Source organism: Bradyrhizobium sp. SBR1B (assembly GCF_014198205.1).
Lineage (GTDB): Bacteria > Pseudomonadota > Alphaproteobacteria > Rhizobiales > Xanthobacteraceae > Bradyrhizobium.
On sequence record NZ_JACIHC010000034.1, the window covers coordinates 14,621 to 32,172 of the forward strand.

14 protein-coding genes and 2 pseudogenes are annotated in these 17,552 nt (G+C 58.8%); 10 read left to right on the forward strand and 6 right to left on the reverse strand.

Going from position 1 to position 17,552, the window contains the following annotated elements:
- Window positions 1-12 precede the first annotated feature (12 nt).
- A complete protein-coding gene (locus GGD61_RS38195; RefSeq protein ID WP_183232310.1) occupies window positions 13-687 on the forward strand; it encodes a protein kinase domain-containing protein in 675 nt (224 codons plus the stop codon).
- Window positions 684-2,192, forward strand: a complete 1,509-nt coding sequence (locus tag GGD61_RS38200; RefSeq protein ID WP_183232311.1) for a hypothetical protein — start codon at window positions 684-686, stop codon at window positions 2,190-2,192. The genes GGD61_RS38195 and GGD61_RS38200 overlap by 4 nt, the downstream gene beginning before the upstream one ends.
- A 343-nt stretch (window positions 2,193-2,535) precedes the next feature.
- On the opposite strand, the gene GGD61_RS38205 is transcribed toward GGD61_RS38200, so the two are convergent.
- On the reverse strand, window positions 2,536-3,843 hold the full coding sequence (locus GGD61_RS38205; RefSeq protein WP_183232312.1) for a DUF2130 domain-containing protein: 1,308 nt from the start codon (window positions 3,841-3,843) through the stop codon (window positions 2,536-2,538).
- Between the two features lie 314 nt (window positions 3,844-4,157).
- Between GGD61_RS38205 and GGD61_RS38210 the strand changes: the two genes are divergently transcribed.
- Together GGD61_RS38210 and GGD61_RS38215 are read left to right on the forward strand one after the other, a co-directional pair.
- A complete protein-coding gene (locus GGD61_RS38210; RefSeq protein ID WP_183232313.1) occupies window positions 4,158-4,955 on the forward strand; it encodes a type IV toxin-antitoxin system AbiEi family antitoxin in 798 nt (265 codons plus the stop codon).
- Window positions 4,942-5,862, forward strand: coding sequence for a nucleotidyl transferase AbiEii/AbiGii toxin family protein (locus GGD61_RS38215; protein WP_183232314.1), 921 nt, complete (start codon window positions 4,942-4,944; stop codon window positions 5,860-5,862). Before GGD61_RS38210 ends, GGD61_RS38215 begins: the two co-directional genes overlap by 14 nt.
- Window positions 5,863-6,012: 150 nt before the next feature.
- Here the strand turns inward: GGD61_RS38215 and GGD61_RS38220 are convergent, their stop codons facing one another.
- From GGD61_RS38220 to GGD61_RS38230, 3 genes are read right to left on the reverse strand one after another with little or no spacing between them, the layout of a single operon-like run.
- Entirely contained in the window at window positions 6,013-6,423 is a 411-nt protein-coding gene (locus tag GGD61_RS38220) for a DUF6527 family protein (RefSeq protein ID WP_183232315.1), read from the reverse strand.
- Window positions 6,420-7,625, reverse strand: coding sequence for a ThiF family adenylyltransferase (locus tag GGD61_RS38225; protein ID WP_183232316.1), 1,206 nt, complete (start codon window positions 7,623-7,625; stop codon window positions 6,420-6,422). Before GGD61_RS38225 ends, GGD61_RS38220 begins: the two co-directional genes overlap by 4 nt.
- The gene (locus GGD61_RS38230) at window positions 7,600-8,055 is read right to left on the reverse strand and encodes a multiubiquitin domain-containing protein (protein WP_183232317.1); all 456 of its coding nucleotides are present in this window, start codon (window positions 8,053-8,055) and stop codon (window positions 7,600-7,602) included. The genes GGD61_RS38225 and GGD61_RS38230 overlap by 26 nt, the downstream gene beginning before the upstream one ends.
- A 163-nt stretch (window positions 8,056-8,218) precedes the next feature.
- Here GGD61_RS38230 and GGD61_RS38235 point away from each other — a divergent pair, with 163 nt between their 5' ends.
- The 4 genes and pseudogenes from GGD61_RS38235 to GGD61_RS38250 all read left to right on the forward strand — a co-directional run bounded on the left by GGD61_RS38235 (window position 8,219) and on the right by GGD61_RS38250 (window position 11,241).
- On the forward strand, window positions 8,219-8,542 hold the full coding sequence (locus tag GGD61_RS38235) for a helix-turn-helix domain-containing protein (RefSeq protein ID WP_183232318.1): 324 nt from the start codon (window positions 8,219-8,221) through the stop codon (window positions 8,540-8,542).
- Window positions 8,542-9,411 carry an ImmA/IrrE family metallo-endopeptidase gene (locus tag GGD61_RS38240; RefSeq protein ID WP_183232319.1) on the forward strand — a complete coding sequence of 290 codons (870 nt, stop codon included), beginning with the start codon at window positions 8,542-8,544 and terminating at the stop codon, window positions 9,409-9,411. Before GGD61_RS38235 ends, GGD61_RS38240 begins: the two co-directional genes overlap by 1 nt.
- A 263-nt stretch (window positions 9,412-9,674) precedes the next feature.
- Window positions 9,675-9,956, forward strand: coding sequence for a WGR domain-containing protein (locus GGD61_RS38245; RefSeq protein ID WP_183232320.1), 282 nt, complete (start codon window positions 9,675-9,677; stop codon window positions 9,954-9,956).
- A gap of 208 nt (window positions 9,957-10,164) precedes the next feature.
- Window positions 10,165-11,241: pseudogene (locus GGD61_RS38250) on the forward strand (helix-turn-helix domain-containing protein).
- Between the two features lie 637 nt (window positions 11,242-11,878).
- Here GGD61_RS38250 and GGD61_RS38255 read toward each other — a convergent pair.
- Complete coding sequence (locus GGD61_RS38255) at window positions 11,879-13,576, reverse strand: methyl-accepting chemotaxis protein (protein WP_183232321.1); 1,698 nt, start codon at window positions 13,574-13,576, stop codon at window positions 11,879-11,881.
- A gap of 392 nt (window positions 13,577-13,968) precedes the next feature.
- A pseudogene (locus GGD61_RS38260) lies at window positions 13,969-14,358 on the reverse strand (transposase); the annotation flags it as partial.
- A 1,278-nt stretch (window positions 14,359-15,636) separates the two neighbouring features.
- On the opposite strand from GGD61_RS38260, the gene GGD61_RS38265 reads away from it, so the two are divergent.
- Window positions 15,637-16,086, forward strand: a complete 450-nt coding sequence (locus GGD61_RS38265; RefSeq protein ID WP_246786176.1) for a hypothetical protein — start codon at window positions 15,637-15,639, stop codon at window positions 16,084-16,086.
- Between the two features lie 612 nt (window positions 16,087-16,698).
- Entirely contained in the window at window positions 16,699-17,286 is a 588-nt protein-coding gene (locus GGD61_RS38270) for an N-acetyltransferase (RefSeq protein ID WP_246786177.1), read from the forward strand.
- Window positions 17,287-17,552 lie beyond the last annotated feature (266 nt).

The following is a 17,552-nucleotide window of genomic DNA, read 5'->3' on the forward strand; positions in this document are numbered from 1 at the left end:
GCGGAGAGCGACGTGCGCAAGCAGGTCGATCTCAAGAAGCGTCTCGACTGTCTGATCAGCCTCAGCATCCTGAACGACGTGACCCTTGGCATGATGCAACTGCACAAGGAGACGATCGCGCATCAGGATCTGAAACCTTCGAACGTATTGACGTACGACGGTGGCGGCTGCCGCGTGGGCGATTTCGGGCGATCGTCGCGGCGGGGCTATCAGGTTTGGATGGACAATCTCGTCGTGGCCGGCGACCGCACATACGCGCCGCCGGAGCAGCTTTATTCGAATCTCCACGCCGACTTCGTCGTGCGGCGGATCGGTTGCGACCTCTACCTGCTCGGGAATCTGGCCGCTTTCCTGTTCTCCGGCATCAACATCACGGCGGCCTTGTTCTCGCGGCTAGACGCTGCCTTCCATCCGAGCAACTGGAGCGGCACCTATGAGCAGGTGCTGCCGCATCTCCAGCATGCATTCTCCCAGGTGCTCGCCGACCTCGACACGGCGGTCGACCCGCTGGTCCGCAGCGAGATCGCCACTATCGTGCACGAATTGTGCAATCCCGATCTAGCCAAACGCGGCCATCGCAAGGGCATTGGATCGGCAAATCAATATTCCCTGGAGCGTTATAAGTCCTATACCGACCTTCTGCTGAAGCGGACGACCGTGGCGACCCGCGCGCGAAAAGTCGCATGACGGCGCAGGCGTTTCCGAAGAAGAGGGATGTCGTTCCTCGGTGGCGACCGGCGGCGCGCGTGGCCGCTTCCGGCGAATTGGCAATGCCGGGCAAGCCTGCGCAGGACGCCCGGATTCCCGAGGAGCTCAAGGCGCGCCTGGAGGCTTGGCGCAGGGGTAACGACGTCATCGCGGCCGCGGAACTGGTCGAAACCGCCATCGTCGAAGGACGGGAGCAGGAGGCCGAGCGCGCGGCACGCAGCTTGTTGCGGCAGGAATCCGAAGCGACGCCGCTGGTCAAGAAGCAGGCGGCTCTCCTGCTCGGAAGGCTGAATCCAGATGCGTCGAGGCAGACCGGCATCGAGATCGGTCCGCTTCGGCGACACGTGTACCGATATCCGGAAGATGCGTTGTCGTGGGTCGATTTGGCGCTTGGATACGTGAGCCACGGCGATAAGGACAAGGCGAAGCGGGCCATGACCGTCGCCTTGCAGCTGGCGCCTGCCGACCGGCATGTCCTACGTAGCGCTGCGCGCATGCACCTGCATCTCGACGACCCCGAGCAGGCACACGACGTTCTCATGCGGAATGCGGCGACGAAATTCGATCCGTGGCTCGTCGCCGGCGAGATCGCGCTGTCTTCCGCCGCTGGTCGAAAGCCCCAATTCTTCAAGGTCGGGGTCGACATGGTGGAAGACGGCGGTTTCCAGCCGCTGCACGTCTCCGAACTCGCCTCGGCCATCGGGACCGTCCATCTCCGCGATGGCAATCGCCGCGCGCGCAAGCTGTTCCGGACGAGCCTGGTCAATCCGACGGGGAATTCGCTCGCCCAGGCCGAATGGGCCAATCCTCATCTCGGCGGTGAGCTGGTCACCACGAAGCAGATCGATCGGGTACTGGATTCGGGCGAGGCGCGTGCGTTTCACGCCTACTGGCAAGGCGACTTTGATGGGTTGATCAAGATCTGCGAGCAGTGGATGATGGAGGAACCCTTCGCCTCAAAGCCCTATGCTGTCGGCTCGTCGGTGGCGATTACCATCGGCGATCTCGACCTCGGTCTCCGTCTGGCGGAGCGCGGACTGGAGCTCGAGCCGGAGTCGCTTCTGTTCCGCAATCACCTAGCTTATGCGCTTATCGAGAAGGGCGAATATCCCCGCGCTTCTCAGCTCCTTCGCCAAGCCCTGATCAAGAAACAAGCCGACGACGTGCCGGCCGAATACCTCGCCGCGACCGCGAGCATGCTGTCCATGCGACTCGGTGAGATCGACGACGGTATCGCGGGATACAAGGCCGTGATCGCAACCTTTAAGCGGCAAGGCAACAGGAATATGGAGGCATCCGCGGCGGCTTATCTTGCCCTCGAGGCGGCACGGGCCGGAGCCGCGTCCGCTTCCGAATTTATCAAACAGGCGGAAGACTTGGCGAAGGACCTGCGTTACGCGCCGGATTGCAAGGTGGTGCTGCAGCGAGCCAAGCGTTGGCAGGCGGCGGTCGAGCACAGGCTGCGCGTGACGCGGGGCGAATAAGTCGCTTCATACTTGGCTTGCCGAGTTGTTAACGGCTATGGGTGGACTTCGTCTCGGCCTTTTCTTCCGGGGTTTCGCGGCCGGCCTGCAAAATGAGTAAGCTGAGCAATTCGTCCGTTGCTTGAGCGTGTCGAGCAGATAAAGGAGGAACTCGCTATATTCGACCATCTGGAACAAGCAGCGTTCGCAATCTGATAGCTTCCGACGAGATCGCTCGATAGTGTTCCCGCCTTCTCCAGCGAAAGGAGCGCGCCCTGCTTGAGCGTCGCCAGTTCGAACAACGAAATCGCTCAAGGATCGTCATTAACGCGGCAGGGAAGGGGAGGCGATCGTCGAGTGGAAACTAGCTCGCCTTGCGCTCTGGTTCATCACCAGCTTCTAGCAAGGGAGGCGTCAAACTGGATATTTCAGGCATCGACTTGCCGGCTATCGCCTGGAGGTCGCCCACCATTCCGACGGTCGAATCGATGACGGCCAGGATCTGGGTTTCACGCTTGGCCCATTGCCGGCCCATAAACTTGCGCTCCTTATCCAAGTCGTCTCGCATATCGTTGAATTTCTCAACGACGGCCTCTACCCGCTGCCTAAACTTCGTGCCGGTCAGGTAGTGATAAACCTGCTCCATCTTGGTCCGCTGACCCTGCTGAACGAGGCGTGAGCTACTCACATCGATCAGACCCTGGCGGAGCGCGACCGCGACCGGCAATGCGCAACGCGGATGAGCCACCCATACCCCGTCGACGAGGTCAAATTGCTCGATATGTTTCGGCAGCGCATGGGAGATGATCAGAGCGATATCGGCGCCGGAACGACGCTGGTCGTCACGTAATTTGGCGAGCCACCCGTCACTCCATGTCTTGGTGCGCTTAGTTTCCCAAAGGATGATCCCGGCAGATTGGCCAATAGCACCATTCACCTGTTGAATAACGTCCGCCCCGAGCTCGCCTTTTCCAACCGGCTCAATCGAATCGGTCGGAAAACGTCCGCGCAGAAGCTCTTCGAGCTCAAGCTCGAGTACTTCCCCTTGGGATTGCTGTGATCCCTGTTCGGCCTTGCGCTTGAGCTCCTCGATCGTTCGAGACATCGACTCGATGGTCTGGTCCTTCTCGGCAACGCGTAAGCGCGCAGCCTCGTCGGCTTCCTGCCTGGCCTTGATCTGGATTTCGCCGATTGAGGCCTGCACCCGCTTTTCTATTGTCAGGTCGAGTTCGCGCTTTTGCTCTTCGAGTTCGCGCTGCTGTCGCATCATTTCGGCTTGCTGCTTTTGGGCCTCTGCAAGTTTTGCGTTGTTGGTAAGTAAGTTGGCTCGCAGCTCCGCGGCTTCCGCTTCCTTCGCCTGCAGCTCGGCTGCGGCCGCCTCTCGCGCCTTCTTGCTTTCGGCCGCGAGCAGCTGGGCACGTTCGGCAGTCAATCGCTTCGCAACGTGTTCCTCGATTTGCTCGCGGTCCTTAGCGACCTGCTCGCGTTCCAGCCTCAGTGCCTCGATCTTACGCTCCATCTCTGCATCCTTGCTGGCCAGCTGCTGTTGAAAGCGCAGGCGGGTTTCAGCGAGGAGGGGAGCGGCCAACGACTCCGTTAGCCGGATCTCGTGATTGCAGTTGGGGCAATGCAGGGTCGCCTCGTGCGAAGCGCCGGTTGCTTTGAAACTCATGAACTCCCCTTCATCGTTGCAACCGGATTCAACATGATCTGTGCGCGATTGCGATGTCGCTCGGCTCAATGTCCACATACGCGTCGTCGATTTCGACTTTGCCGACGGGTTTTCCACCGATACGTCTATCTACCCGAACGCCTGCGGGAGCAGCCTCGCAGGAGCCTAGTAGTTTAGAACAAAACAAGAACAAAATGTCAATTTTGGATCCCCGAGGAGAGTTTGTGTTATGGCAATTTTACTTAGTATGGCTGCGGAAAATCGATATATCATAAACCTCGACGTCGGTTTGAAGAGATGCTAATTTACTTAGTATGGCTGAGCAAAACGACAGAAAGCTAAACAAGCTCGAAAAGACCCTCCCGCAGGGACTACTGGTCGATGCTGCCTGGATGGAACGGCACGGATATTCCACCAGCCTGCGCAGCCAATACGTAGCGGCCGGCTGGCTTGATCAGCCGGCGCGCGGCACATTCAAGCGCCCCCTTGGGGAACTCTCTTGGCAGAGCGTTGTCGTTTCACTCCAGCGACTGCTCGGCTCCGATCTCGTCGTTGGCGGACGTACCGCCATCGAAGCGCAAGGCCTCGGCCACTACTTGAGCCAGACGGGTCCTTCGACTGTACATCTATATGGAACGCGGCCTGCTCCCGGCTGGCTCGGCAAACTTCCGCTCAAACAGAAATTCCGCGTTCACCGCACACAAAGTCTATTCAAAACGCACGGGAGCACGCCCGGATCAAAGTCGGGGACGACGCGGGAAATACCGGGACCATTCGACTGGCCTCTCACAGTATCGACGCCCGAACGTGCGTTCCTCGAACTGCTCGACGAATTGCCCCGCCACGAAAGCTTCCATCAGGTCGATGCATTGGCGGAAGGCTTGAGGAGCCTAAGTCCCCGGCGGCTGCAAACACTTCTGGACGATTGCAAAAGCGTCAAGGTCAAACGATTGTTCTTCTGGTTCGCGGAACGGCATCAGCTCGCCTGGCTCAAGCAGATCGACAAGTCGAAAGTCAATCTCGGCACGGGAAAGCGCATGCTCGTCAAGGGCGGCAAACTCGACACCAAATACCTCATAACCATCCCAGACGACCTCAATGCCCCTGTCTGAAAAATATCGGCATCAGGTGGCGTTATTGATCGAGACGATTCCGTTCGTCGCGGCGGAGCCCGACTTTGGGCTCAAGGGCGGCACCGCCATCAATCTCTTCCACCGCGACATGCCGCGCTTATCGGTCGATATCGACCTGACCTATCTGCCGGTGGCTCTGCGCCCCGAATCTCTTACCGCGATCGATGCGGCGATGAAGCGCATGGCGGCCGCCACCAGAAAACGATTGCCCGGCGCACGGGTGACGGAAGTCGTCAACGCTCGTGAAAAGATCGTCACCAAGCTGACCGTCCAGAAAGGTGATGCGCAGGTCAAGATCGAGGTCACGCCGGTGATCAGAGGCAGCGTCTTCGAGCCAGAGTTGCGCGACGTGTCGCCGACCGTCGAATACACGTTCGGCTTCGCACAGATGAAAGTCGTTTCGTTCGCTGATCTATACGCCGGCAAGCTCGTCGCGGCGCTCGACCGGCAGCATCCGCGAGACCTCTTTGATGTCCGCGATCTGCTCGCCAACGAAGGCATCACGGACGATCTCCGCAAGGCGTTCATCGTCTACCTCATCAGCCATGACAGGCCGATTTCCGAGGTCGTGGTTCCTCGCCGCAAGGACATCCAGCACGAATTCACGCACGGCTTCGAGGGCATGACCGCCGATGAAGTAACCCTGGACGAGTTGCTCGAAGCACGCGAAACGCTAATCGCCGAACTCGCGGGGAAAATGCCGCAAGCCCACAAGGATTTCCTCATGGGGTTCAAGCGCGGCGCGCCGGATTGGAGCCTGCTGGGCATCCCCGGCGCGGCGGAGCTGCCTGCGGTGCGCTGGAAGCAAATCAATCTGGACAAACTTCCGGCCGAGCACAGGGCGAAGCTCGTCGCGCAGCTCGAGGAAGTCTTGCGCAATGCCTGAGGTCGGAGGAGGGAGACTCCGTCGAGCACGCGCGTAGCAAATTGTTCAGACCGACATCTCTATAGGGGGACGCCGACGGCTCGATCTGTTCGAAGGGCGCGTGCAGCCTGTAGAGGCCCTCAAGTCTTGGCTCAGGCGCAAGACCCGCCGTCAGCCAAACATCCTGTTCCACCAATCCGTCAAGCTGCGTGCCAAGCGACGCCACCAAGGCCATGTCACTTGTGCAAAATAGGCCGCTCTATCGGCATCGTCGCGAATGCGTCCCGCACGGATCGCATCTTTCGACATAGCGCCGGCCCATACGACCTTGTTGTCTCGGATCCAATAGTGCGATTGGCAAGGATGGTCCCAATTGCCGATCGACGGTGTCAAGGACACCCGCCCGTCGCGCTCGGTGAGCTTGTAGTCCGTCTCGCGGATCGGCGTCACGATCTTGGTACCGCATCCGCACGCGCAGCGATGGCTTGCGGTGCTAAAGCGCCGCGAAATATATAGAACCCCATCTTCCAATGTCTTCGGGATGAAGTCGCCAAATGTGGGCCTGAACTCGCTAATTCTCACGCTTTGTCTTCCTTGGTCAGGCCGTGGGTGGCAACCGTGTAGAGAGAATGATGCTCGCGCATATCGTCAGCATAGAAGCCGTACAGCTTCTTCCATTTCATGACGGCCATGGCGGCATTCAGCATGTTGAAGTCTGCAACCTGGATGTTTCGATAGATATCGTTTTCGCCCGCAGCATCGAACGACACGACCTCTGGGATATGAGCATAATGTTCTGGCGTGCCGAGTGTGAACCGGCTTTGGCCGCGCAGGAAACCCTGGTTGTCGATGGAGATATCGAGTCCGACATCGATGAAGGGAATGTTGAGAGCGATTAGGCCTTCAAGGATGATCTTTCGGGCCTTGGCGCTGTCGATCGCGAGAAAAACGAAGCCAAATTCCTTCAACTCCATCAGCTGCTCTTTGCCGACATAGTAAGGGTGTCGGATAATGCCAGTGCGCATCCGGTCGTAGATGTCACCGAACCAATCGACCTTCTTCGGGTTTTTCAGATCTTCCTTCGCGGGTGCGCCAGGCGAGCGAAAGGCATTGTGGACGGCGAACACGTCGCCATCAAACAGATGAAGCTCCGTGACGGGCGTCTTGGCCATAAGGTCTAGAATGTAGGACCCCGTGCCGCCGAGGCCGATGATGGCAACCCGATCGGCAAGCAGCTTGGTCGTCGCGGCACCAATTCCGGCCCGCGTTGTCGCCATATCTGGATAATGGAAAACACGCCGCGAGGCTTCGATGATCGCCGGTACCGGCTTTTCGCTGCGCGGATCGCAATTGGGATCGATCACCCGCGCCTCGTGCCAGATCGAGCGCACATAGCTCCAGATCTTCTCGTGATAGTCGTCATAAGAAGTCATATTGGCGCGTTTGCGGGAAAAACCGACGGTCGTCGTGATGCCATCACCCTTATCGACCGGGTCTTTGTTGGAGATCATTTCCTCCATGACTTCCCCGTCGGCATTGCAGGGCAGCTCTCCGATCCACCAGCACTGGTGGTCGGCGACGGGACTGACCGTCACGCCGTTCGGATCGATGACGAGCGTGGTATAAAGCGTCCCGAGCACCACTTCGCGCTTCGACGTGACGGCCGGAATGCCTTCGATCAGCATATGGTAGGCTGAACCCTGAACGAACTTGAGGCGGAAGCCTTCCGCCTCAAGCTTCGTCAGATCGGCGCTGAGCTTAGGATTTATCGGTGTTACGGACATCGAACATCATCTCCTCGACCACAGCGACGGACTGTCCCTGCCGCAAAGAACCTTCCTGACCGTCGGGTTTGGTCCAGGAAACGCTGTAGCGGATGTTCCCGCCGGTCGGCCCGTGAGGGAAGGCCAGCTTGACCGCCTGCTCGTAAGAGATCTTGCGATGCGGCCAGGCTTCAGGCGTTCCATTCACGAAGATCGTCGTGGCCTTCTGCGAATAGAAATGGTCATCCTCCTTGAGGTGCACCTGTTCATCTTCGCGCGGGATGAATTCGTCGTCGTGATTGCCCTCGACTTCGCGGAAGAGCTTCTTATGCGGCCCTACGTCGCCCAGCTCGTAGAGGGCGGCACCCGTGGTCGGGTTTGGCGACTCGAAGGTCTGACGATCGAGGTGGATGCGAACCAGGTGTTTATTCTCAGCTTCAGCCTCAGACATTCCAAAGATCCTCTTCATCGGGGCGCTTGCGCAGGTGTCCCCCCATTGTTGAACATAATCGTCATGTAATATCTAACGATCGGACTGTCAATAGCCCACGATTTCGTATCGACAAATCAAACGACGCCGGGCTATAAGTGGCTGAATCTACGAAGGAACTGGAATGTCACTCGCGACGAAGATTAAGGAATTGCGCGCTGCCAAACGGCAATCGCTTCAGCAGGTTGCCGACGGAGTCCAAACCTCGAAGACCCACATCTGGGATCTCGAGCAGGGCAATAGTGCCAACCCCTCACGCGAACTCATCGAGCGGTTGGCAACGCATTTCAGGATCAGTGTGTCGGAGCTTTTGGAAGAGGATCCAAATGCATCGAGTGAGCCTTCCGAACTGGTCGCGCTCTATCGCGATTTGAAGACGTTGAGTAAGTCAGATCTAAAGACCATCGAGACCATCATGCGTGGTCTAAAAGAGGCGAAGAAAGAGTAATGGCGGTATCACGGATCGATCTCGCGGATGTCGGCTCGCCGGAAAGACTCGTGATTGAGATCTTCAAAGCCGAGCCTGATCTGCCGATCCCGATCCCTGTTGAGAAGCTGGCGATCCAGCTCGGCATTGAAGAAATCAAAGAACTTGAAAGCGACGGCTTCATTGGCGGTTTGATCACCAACGAGACAAAGTCGCGCGGCGTCGTTCTGGTGCAACGGCGAATGAAAGCCGAGCGACGGCGCTTCACCATCGGCCACGAGCTAGGGCATTTCTTGATTCCGGCGCACCGGCCCGGCAAAGAAGATCGCTTCCTTTGTTCGATGAGCGATCTCTTGGAGCTAGATCCGAAAATCGCCGACATGCGCAGGCGTTGGGAAGCAGAGGCCAACCGGTTCTCTTCCTTGCTACTTGTACCACCACATCATTTTCGCAAGGAGGCAAACTCGAGCCGTGATCCCGATTTGGGGGAGGTCGTTCGACTTGCTGAGCGGTACGAAGTGAGCAAAGAGGTTCTCGGGCGCGCTTATGTCGACTATCGTGAAGAGCCTGTCGCTTTCGTCGTTACGCACAACGGGCGCGTCTTGCGTTACTTTTACCGTAAGGGCTCTTTCCCGTTCATTTCGGTCCGGTGGGGCGATCCAGTTCCTAAGGCCTCCCTTCTCATTCGCAAAAACCACGAACAATCGGTGACGAGTGAAATTGAGGAGACCGATGCGGCGCAATGGCTGGATGTTTCTCGCGGCCATCGCGCACCAACCTTGTTCGAGCAAGTCCATCGCCAACAACAAGGTTATGCACTCATTCTTCTTTCCGTGGAGCCTTCGGAGGAAGATGATGAAGCTGACGATAGCAACTGGAATCGTCGCTGACGTAAGCTTAACTGCAGGACACCAGCCTCAGCGCCAACTCCGTGCGCCCTGCGCGGCGAAGCTACCTGCGGTCCGCTGGAAGCAAATCAATCTGGACAAACTTCCTGCCGAGCAACAGAGCGGCCAGAGCCTGCGGGCTTCGGCTATCGCGAGCCTGACCGCGATTGTCTCGTTGCCTGCCCGCACGAAATTTCTGAATCGTCGGCTCTGATCGATTCATTTATTTAATTGGACGGTCGATTCGGCAATTGCGATTCTAGCGCATGTCCGAACTCACCGTGCAATATCTCGTGCTCGAGCGTCGCGATCCGGCCCGTAACATGGCACGGTTCTATGTGCTCACGATCGAGCCGACGCTGTTTGGCGATACGGCATTAGTGCGGGAATGGGGCCGTCTTGGTCAGCGTGGCCGACGGCGTCTCGATCTGTTCGACGGGCACGTACAGGCCGTCGAGGCCCTCGAGTCTTGGCTCAGGCGAAAAACCCGTCGTGGTTACGTCAAGCGCCATTCCTCACGCTTGGAGCGAACGTGCGATCCGGCGTGAGACGGCCGAGATGGACGAAGGGTCGAAGAAAGTATATTAAAGTAGCCCGAGTCATCTTCAGTCATATTCCAAGAAATTGAATAGTATTCCATAATCTATGTTATGCGATAGAATTTATATAGACCCTCTTTAGAAAGGTCACCATCCTCCCCATTAGAGATGTCACGCTCGGACTTGTCTAAGGCATGGGCCTCGGGGGTTTTGAGTGATGACGGTGCTGTCGATGAGCCGAGCGGAGATCGACCGGGTTCACGTGCTGAAGGACTTTGGCCGAGCGGATACGACCGAGCGAAGCGGCGCAGCTGATGGGCGTGACGAGACGCCAAGTGTTCCGATTGCTCAAGGCATATCGCGCTGGCGGCCCTGTAGCTCTGATTTCCAAGAAGCGCGGCAAGCCGAGCAATCGGGCGTATCCGGCGGTTCTCCGGACCGAAGCGATGGCGCTGATCAAGGCCAATTACGGCGACTTCGGCCCGACGTTGGCGGCAGAGAAGCTTTCGGAGCGGCACGGGCTGCATTTGGGTGTTGAGACGGTGCGGCGCTGGATGCTGGCCGACGGGCTCTGGCAGGATCGCCGGCAACGGCTCAAACGGGTCTACCAGCCCCGGCATCGTCGTGACTGTGTGGGCGAGTTGATTCAGATCGACGGCTCTGAACACTGGTGGTTCGAGGATCGCGGCCCACAATGCACCCTGCTCGTCTTCATCGATGATGCGACCAGTCGTTTGATGCACTTGCGCTTTGCAGAGACGGAATCGACCTTTGATTATTTTGCCGCGACGCGCGCTTATTTGCAGCGCGGATGGCCGGAATCTCAACGATCGAGGCCGGTAATGCATTTTTGCCGGCGTTTATGGAAGACTACAATCGGCGGTTTGCAAAGATTCCTTTCAGTGACAAGGACGTTCATCGCCCGCTGACTGAGCATGACGTCGTCGATGATGCCTTTGCCTGGAAGGAAGAGCGCACGGTATCGCAGAGCTTGACGCTGCAATACGACAAGATGCTGTTCATCCTCGAGCCGAACGAGGTCACGAGCACCCTCGCCCGCCAGGTGTTCGATTATCCGGATGGGCGGCTAGTGATCAAGCATAGGGGCCGTGCGTTGCCCTACCGGACATTCGACAAGGTGCGACAGGTCGACCAGGCCGCGATTGTCGAGAACAAGCGGCTGGGGCCAGTTCTTGCGTACATCGCCGAGCAACAACAGCTGCGCGATGAAGGACGCAGCAAGAAAGCACCGCGCCGCCGCGGTCAGGGCAAGGATCTATTCCGGGTCGGTTGACGACCTCTCGTGGCCAGCAGTGCCACCGTGCTCGGTGCCGTCAAGGACGGCCCTTTGGGCCGCCGCCTGCGGCGGTCTTCGATCCTTGACCGCCCCTGCGCGCGGCGGCGCGCCGGAAGGCGTCGGGACGAAGGGCGTCCCGACCATCGCCGGCGGGTCGAACAAAGGGCGATCAGGCGAGCCTGGCTGTCCTCTCACCGGTGACATTTCTAATGAGCGGAACCTCCGACTTGTCTATCGGGCGCCGACAAGTATTGGCGTTCGCGCCGCGATAGTGACTGGAAACTAGTGATGGCCGACTGCGCCGCCTGCCCATCGAGGATGTAGTGACGCGCCGCCAAATCTCCCACTTCTGGTGCGCTCAAGGAGCGACGCGAGATCGGGAGACTAGTTTCGTCGTCAGTGCGATGGAATACTGAACGTCGTTCGGGCGGCCAGCAACCGTGACCCGTCGCTGATCGGATCGCGGCTGCTCGTGTGTAGCATGCTGATGGACCCGCACGATCGAAGGAGGCGGCGGGTTCGCCAACTATTTGGCAACTTGCTGGCAACCCTCAGAGATGGTGGTGAGCCGCATCCTCCTGAGGCTGCTCATTCGGCGGCGTTCGCTAAACAGGAATCCTGCATTCCAGCGCTGCTAACCGGCGCGTACGGTCGACAGGAATTTGCCGACTTCGAGCTTCAGCCGGTTGCTGTCGGTGGCCAGCATCTTCGCGGTCGAGAGCACCTGCGAGGAGGCCGAGCCGGTCTCGGCGGCGCCGCGCTGCACGTCGCCGATGTTCGAGGAGACCCGCTGGGTGCCATGGGCGGCCTGCTGAACGTTGCGCGCGATCTCCTGCGTGGCGGCACCCTGCTCTTCCACCGCCGCGGCAATCGTCGAGGAGACTTCCGATAGCCGCTCGATGGTCGCCGAGATCTCGCGGATCGCTGCCACCGAATCCAGGGTGGCGGTCTGGATCCCGGAAATCTGCTGGCTTATCTCGCCGGTCGCCTTGGCGGTCTGCTCGGCGAGCGATTTGACCTCGGAGGCGACGACCGCAAAGCCGCGGCCGGCCTCGCCCGCGCGCGCCGCCTCGATGGTGGCGTTCAGCGCAAGCAGATTGGTCTGGCCGGCAATCGTGTTGATCAGCTCGACGACGTTGCCGATCCGCGTCGCCTCGGTCGAGAGCTGGCTGACGCGCTCGGTCGTCACACGTGCCTGGCCCACCGCATCGATCGCCATCCGCGCGGATTCCTGCACCTGGCGGCTGATCTCGTTGACCGAAGACGACAGCTCCTCTGTCGCGGTGGCGACTGACTGGACGCTGCCGGCAGCTTCATCCGAGGCCACGACGACGACCGACGTCAGTTGCTGCGCGCGCTCCGCCGTGGTCGCGAGCGTCGAGGAGGACGCTTCGAGCTCGATTGAAGCGGAGCCGACGGTACCGATGATCTCGCCGACAGTGCGCTCGAATCCGTCGGCTAGGTCGACCATGTCACGGCGGCGCTGCGCGGCGGCCTGCTGCTCGGCGCTCTCCTGGGCCTTCTTGAGCCGCTCGACCTCGAGCGCATTGGTTTTGAAGATCTCGACCGCCTTCGCCATCCAGCCGATCTCGTCGCGGCGATCCTTCTCGGGGACATCGGTCGAAAGATCGTTCCGAGCCAATCCCTCCATCGCGAGCTTGAGCCGCCCGATCGGCTGCGACATCGCCTTGAGTCCGATGAAGAGCGCGATCGCGACACCGAGGAGTAGGCCGGCCGCGCTGACACCGATCACGGTGGAAATCGACGCATGGGCCTGAACGTCGATTTCCTCTTTGCGTTTGGTGACGAGGTCAGCAATCTGGGCGGCGAATTTCGCGATGTCGGCGAGCGCGACGTCCAGCACAGGATCGCATTCCTTGTGCGCGCGATCGGCAACTTTGGCATTCTCTTCCGGCGTGCTTGCCCAGGCCCCGGCCCCGAGGATTGGATCGCACGCGGCGAAGACCGCCTTCATCTTGTCGCCGATCGCACGAATTTCGCCGGCGCGGGCGGCATCCTTCTTAATCGCAGTCTCAAGGAAGTCGGCGATCCTGTCGCGGTTCTCCTTCGCAGACTTGACGCGCCTTGCGTGGCCTTCCTCAGTCGTCTCCGTCAGCGTCGCGTAGAGTGCCCCCCGATACGTCTCCATCCGGCGCTGGTCTCCGGCTAAGTTAAGCATAGCCGATTGAGCAGCCGACAACTCTGCGAAATTGCCGACGATCGAGGAGAGCTGGACGGCGCTGAAGGTTGCAACCCCCAGCAATGCACAGCCGAGAACGGTGACGATCAGGCCGACTTTCGAGACAATCTTCAGATGATTCAGAAAGCGCATCGCACCTTTTCCGTGTGACCAGTCCAGCGTTATCGCGACGCGGAACCCGACTAATGGAACCCACGGACGTTAAAAATTGATGCAATTCGCGGCCCGTGCAATTACGGAACAACAGCTTTCCCGCGCAGGCTTTAAAACTCTTAGAATCTTCTCTATTCGGCCGGATTTGGTCAAGGGCTTTGGTTGGTCGCCTCCTCGGGTTCGGTACCGCTCGCGGGGCCGTGCTTCTCTTCGGGATCAGCCGTATGGCTCTCCCAGCATGGGATCAGTAGAACGAGACGGAACAATCTGGCTCGCGTGCTGATCGCAGGGACGCAGCGAACTCATCTCGTCCATCGTCCCGCGAGGGACCTCGCCCCACTAAACAACGAGTGTGTGGACCGCGCGTCGCACTATTGTCCCGCGGTCGAGACCTTTCGTGTCCAGCGGAATTCTGTTCCATCGCTCCAAATGCGGTGCATGATGACGGCGAGCCGCCGTGTCAGAGCGACGGTCGCCTTTTGCTGCCCGCGTCATTTGGCGATCTGCATGGCCCACGCCTTAAGCCAGGACCATTTCTGGACCCGCGTCAGCATGACCTGCGCGGCCTCATAGAGTAGCGCTCGCATGGCTTGATCGCCGCACAGCGAGATCCGACCGATGCGGTGGCTTTCACCGGACTGGTCGAGGACTGGCGTCAATCCGAGGGAGGGCCCGACGGCTTTCGAACTCTTGAAGCGGGCGGGAACGTCGATCGTGCTGATAAAGGCCAACGACGTGACGGGGCCAACACCGGGGATCGTGCCGTGTCTCGATGCACTTGCCGGCAGGCCAGCTTCCGCCAGCCCGCTGAACAGCCATTGTGACAGCGGCCCGGCCTTGAGTCCGATCCGGTCAAACCGCCAAGTCGGATCGTTGAGTACAGCAAGAGGTCGAACCGGCGAAACAGATTGACTGGCAGATTCGCTGCAGCAACATTCGAAATAAGCTCCACCATCCTTTTGGCTGCCTTGATCCTGTTGTCGCTCAGTATCCCAGGCGCGTACTGCAGGTCCATAGAGCACAACATCCATCCCCGGGGCGCTGCTCATGAGCAACTTCAGCCCCGCGTCAAGCTTGGCTGCAACCCCGTCAAGGTCAAAGCCCTTCACTCTTGGCTCGCGTTCGCTCTTGCTCTGAGTGTAGGCAGCGGACGATATCCGAAAGTGGAGCGCACACTCCCTACCATTTCCTGGAGGAGCGCAAGGTTGCTTTCAATTGTAATTTAGTGACACGGCCTCGCCTAATCGCAGCTGCATCGCTGACTAACTGGCCGCAAAGAGGACGTGCCTGGCCATAAGTGGCCACGACAATAAGATCGCTGAATGCGATGCCTTGGGCACATCAGGCTTGCGTTTTGTTGATCGGCAGCACGACCTTCGGGAGTGAAATGCGGAAGAGTTGATTGTGATCGCCAAGGGAGATGAGTTCTCACGGACTATGCAGCGGCAGGCCGAACTGTACGGAGGATGTTAAATGGTCTGGAAGGAAGAACCTTTCGCGGACCAGAAATGCGGAAGGTTTGTGGAGTTGCCGAATGGCCCCACAAGCAGGCCTTTCGAGGTCCGCTCTGGCAGGAGGTTCAAACGTTGACGTAACAATCCGCTTTTGGAACTCTATTGACCGAATTGATGCCGCAGCTTGCTTTCGAGGCGCCTTGTTCGATTGCAGTTCCCTCATGTGCGCGCGGCAAGCTCAACCTGACGGTGTCGGGACTGCAAACGTTCGCAGAGATTGCCGTTGTCTTCGCCGACGCATAACCCAACTGGAGGCGGAACTGGTCTACAGCCGAATACTTGCAGTGCAGAATTTGTTCGTTCTTGCAACATCCCGGTCTGCCCAGTGGTGAATGCTTGTTGACGCCCCAAAACTCGCCGAACGACCGCCCCGGAAGGGCCTGGAGTAGCTAGAGAAGACACGTCGGGTGCGACTGGAGGAAAACCGTGACGTCTCAGTGGGAATACCAGCTTAGATTTGGTGTGAGCGATTCGGCTGTGGCGGAAGCGATACGACTAAGACTCCAAGAGCCGAAGTTGGGGCCATTGTTCGATACTCTCATATCCCATCGCGCCGCCCCAAAATGTCTGTTCGATACCTTTACCGAATACTTGGCCACCGCCGAAAAATACGGCATCGAGCGGTATCCGCTCTACGAATGGACAAAGGCGATGATCGAGATTCCGGCGAAGCGAGAGGAGTATTTGAAGAACTTCGCAGTCTACGTTGACGACTGCGAAGTCTATGCCGAGGCAACTGCCGATGCATTGGAGACAGCCCTGCAGCCACTGGTCGGCTGCGGACTGATTGCGCGGATAATCAAGCACAATACCAATCCCGCCAACAATCCGCAGCCGCCAGAGTGGAGAGCTATGACGGAACCTGGTGATGAGCCGACGTTCGCGCGCAGACACCGAAGCGATTTGCGCAATGTGTTGGCTGGTCAACCCGACAACGTCAGCAACACGGCTCTCGCCAAATCGACCTCCTCGTGACCGCGCGAAACTGAAGGGTCAACAATGCCGCCTGCCGCTCTTCACTCTCCACAACTGGAGAGTTGCCTGCCACCAGTTGGCAGTTGGCACGTGTTTTGAACGGGAGACCTTACGCAGAACAGCTCAATGGGAGACAAGGTGATGCCTCATAAAAATCGTTGCCAATCTCGACGTCGACGCGCGACATTTGCTAACCTGCTTGGCCGTACCGGGAGCCCGGTTCAATCGCAGCCATCGCACGATGTTCGTATCGGTTGCGTGCCGTGACTTCTTCGTACTTGCAATCTCAAAGCGTCCTGGTTTCTTTCGAGCGGGCTGCCGAGCGTTGTCGAGGCCAAGAAAGTTGACGCTTCCTTAGGAAGGGCAGGATCCAGATGACGCTCCCAGGCCCGGAAGCACTGGTGCTCGCCACGAAGATCCAGATCCAAGAGTCAGCCACCGAGGAGCGTTCGTCCGAAGCGACCGTCGAAGGCGGCCTTCTGAGGCAGGAGCAGAGCCCGAACAGAAACCAAATGCGCCTGACGAAACCTTCGTGCTGCATTTCATTCCGCTCCCGTTCAGAGGTATCGGCCCCGTGTCCCCCTTACAACTCTGTCCCCCAAGAACGACATCATGACAACGGAGATGGAAGTCACCTCTGCGAACGCAAGCATTCGGGCAAGCACCGTCTGGACAATTGTGCTCGGCTTTGCCGCCGATCCGTTGATGCGTTGGAGTTGGCCTGACCCAGGGCAATATCTTAGGAGAATGCCTCAATTCGTTAACGCCTGTGGCGGACGAGCATTCGAGCATGGCACAGCATACGTCATCGGAGAGAGTCGCGCCGCGGCCCTGTGGCTGCCTTCCGACGTGCAGCAAGATGAAGATGCGCTGGACGCAATCATGGCGCTGTCCCTGCGCCAGGAGGTCACCGAAGATATGGCACACCTCCGGCAGGGAATGGCCGAACATCATCCGCCGGAGCCACATTGGTATCTGCCTCTCATTGCCGTCGATCCGAACTGGGCCGGACAAGGGCTTGGCACATTGCTGATGAAATACGCTCTTCAACGATGTGATGAGCAGGGCATCGCTGCCTACCTCGAAAGTTCGAACCCGGAAAACATTCCCTTTTACCAACGTCACGGCTTCAAGGTTATTGGAGAGATACAGCACGGCTCTTCGCCCCCACTCACGCCAATGTTGCGAACGGGTTATTGACCAAAATCGGAGACGCTTCGCATGCTCCAGATGCCGGGGCTTCGCTGCGGAGATGGCGAACTGGTCTGGCCAGAGTGCGCCACCAATAAAGGCCGATGCCGGCTTTGAGTACTCCCAACAACGTGGCGCGTGCGGCTGCTGCCTCTAAGGCGCCACAGCCGAGTGAGCTGCACTAGCAGGCTGTTGAAGAACTCAGCCGCGTTCGCAAACGAAGCCTGAATCGTCGCCATTGTGTATGTAGAAATGGCCGACGAGCCTGCCAGCAG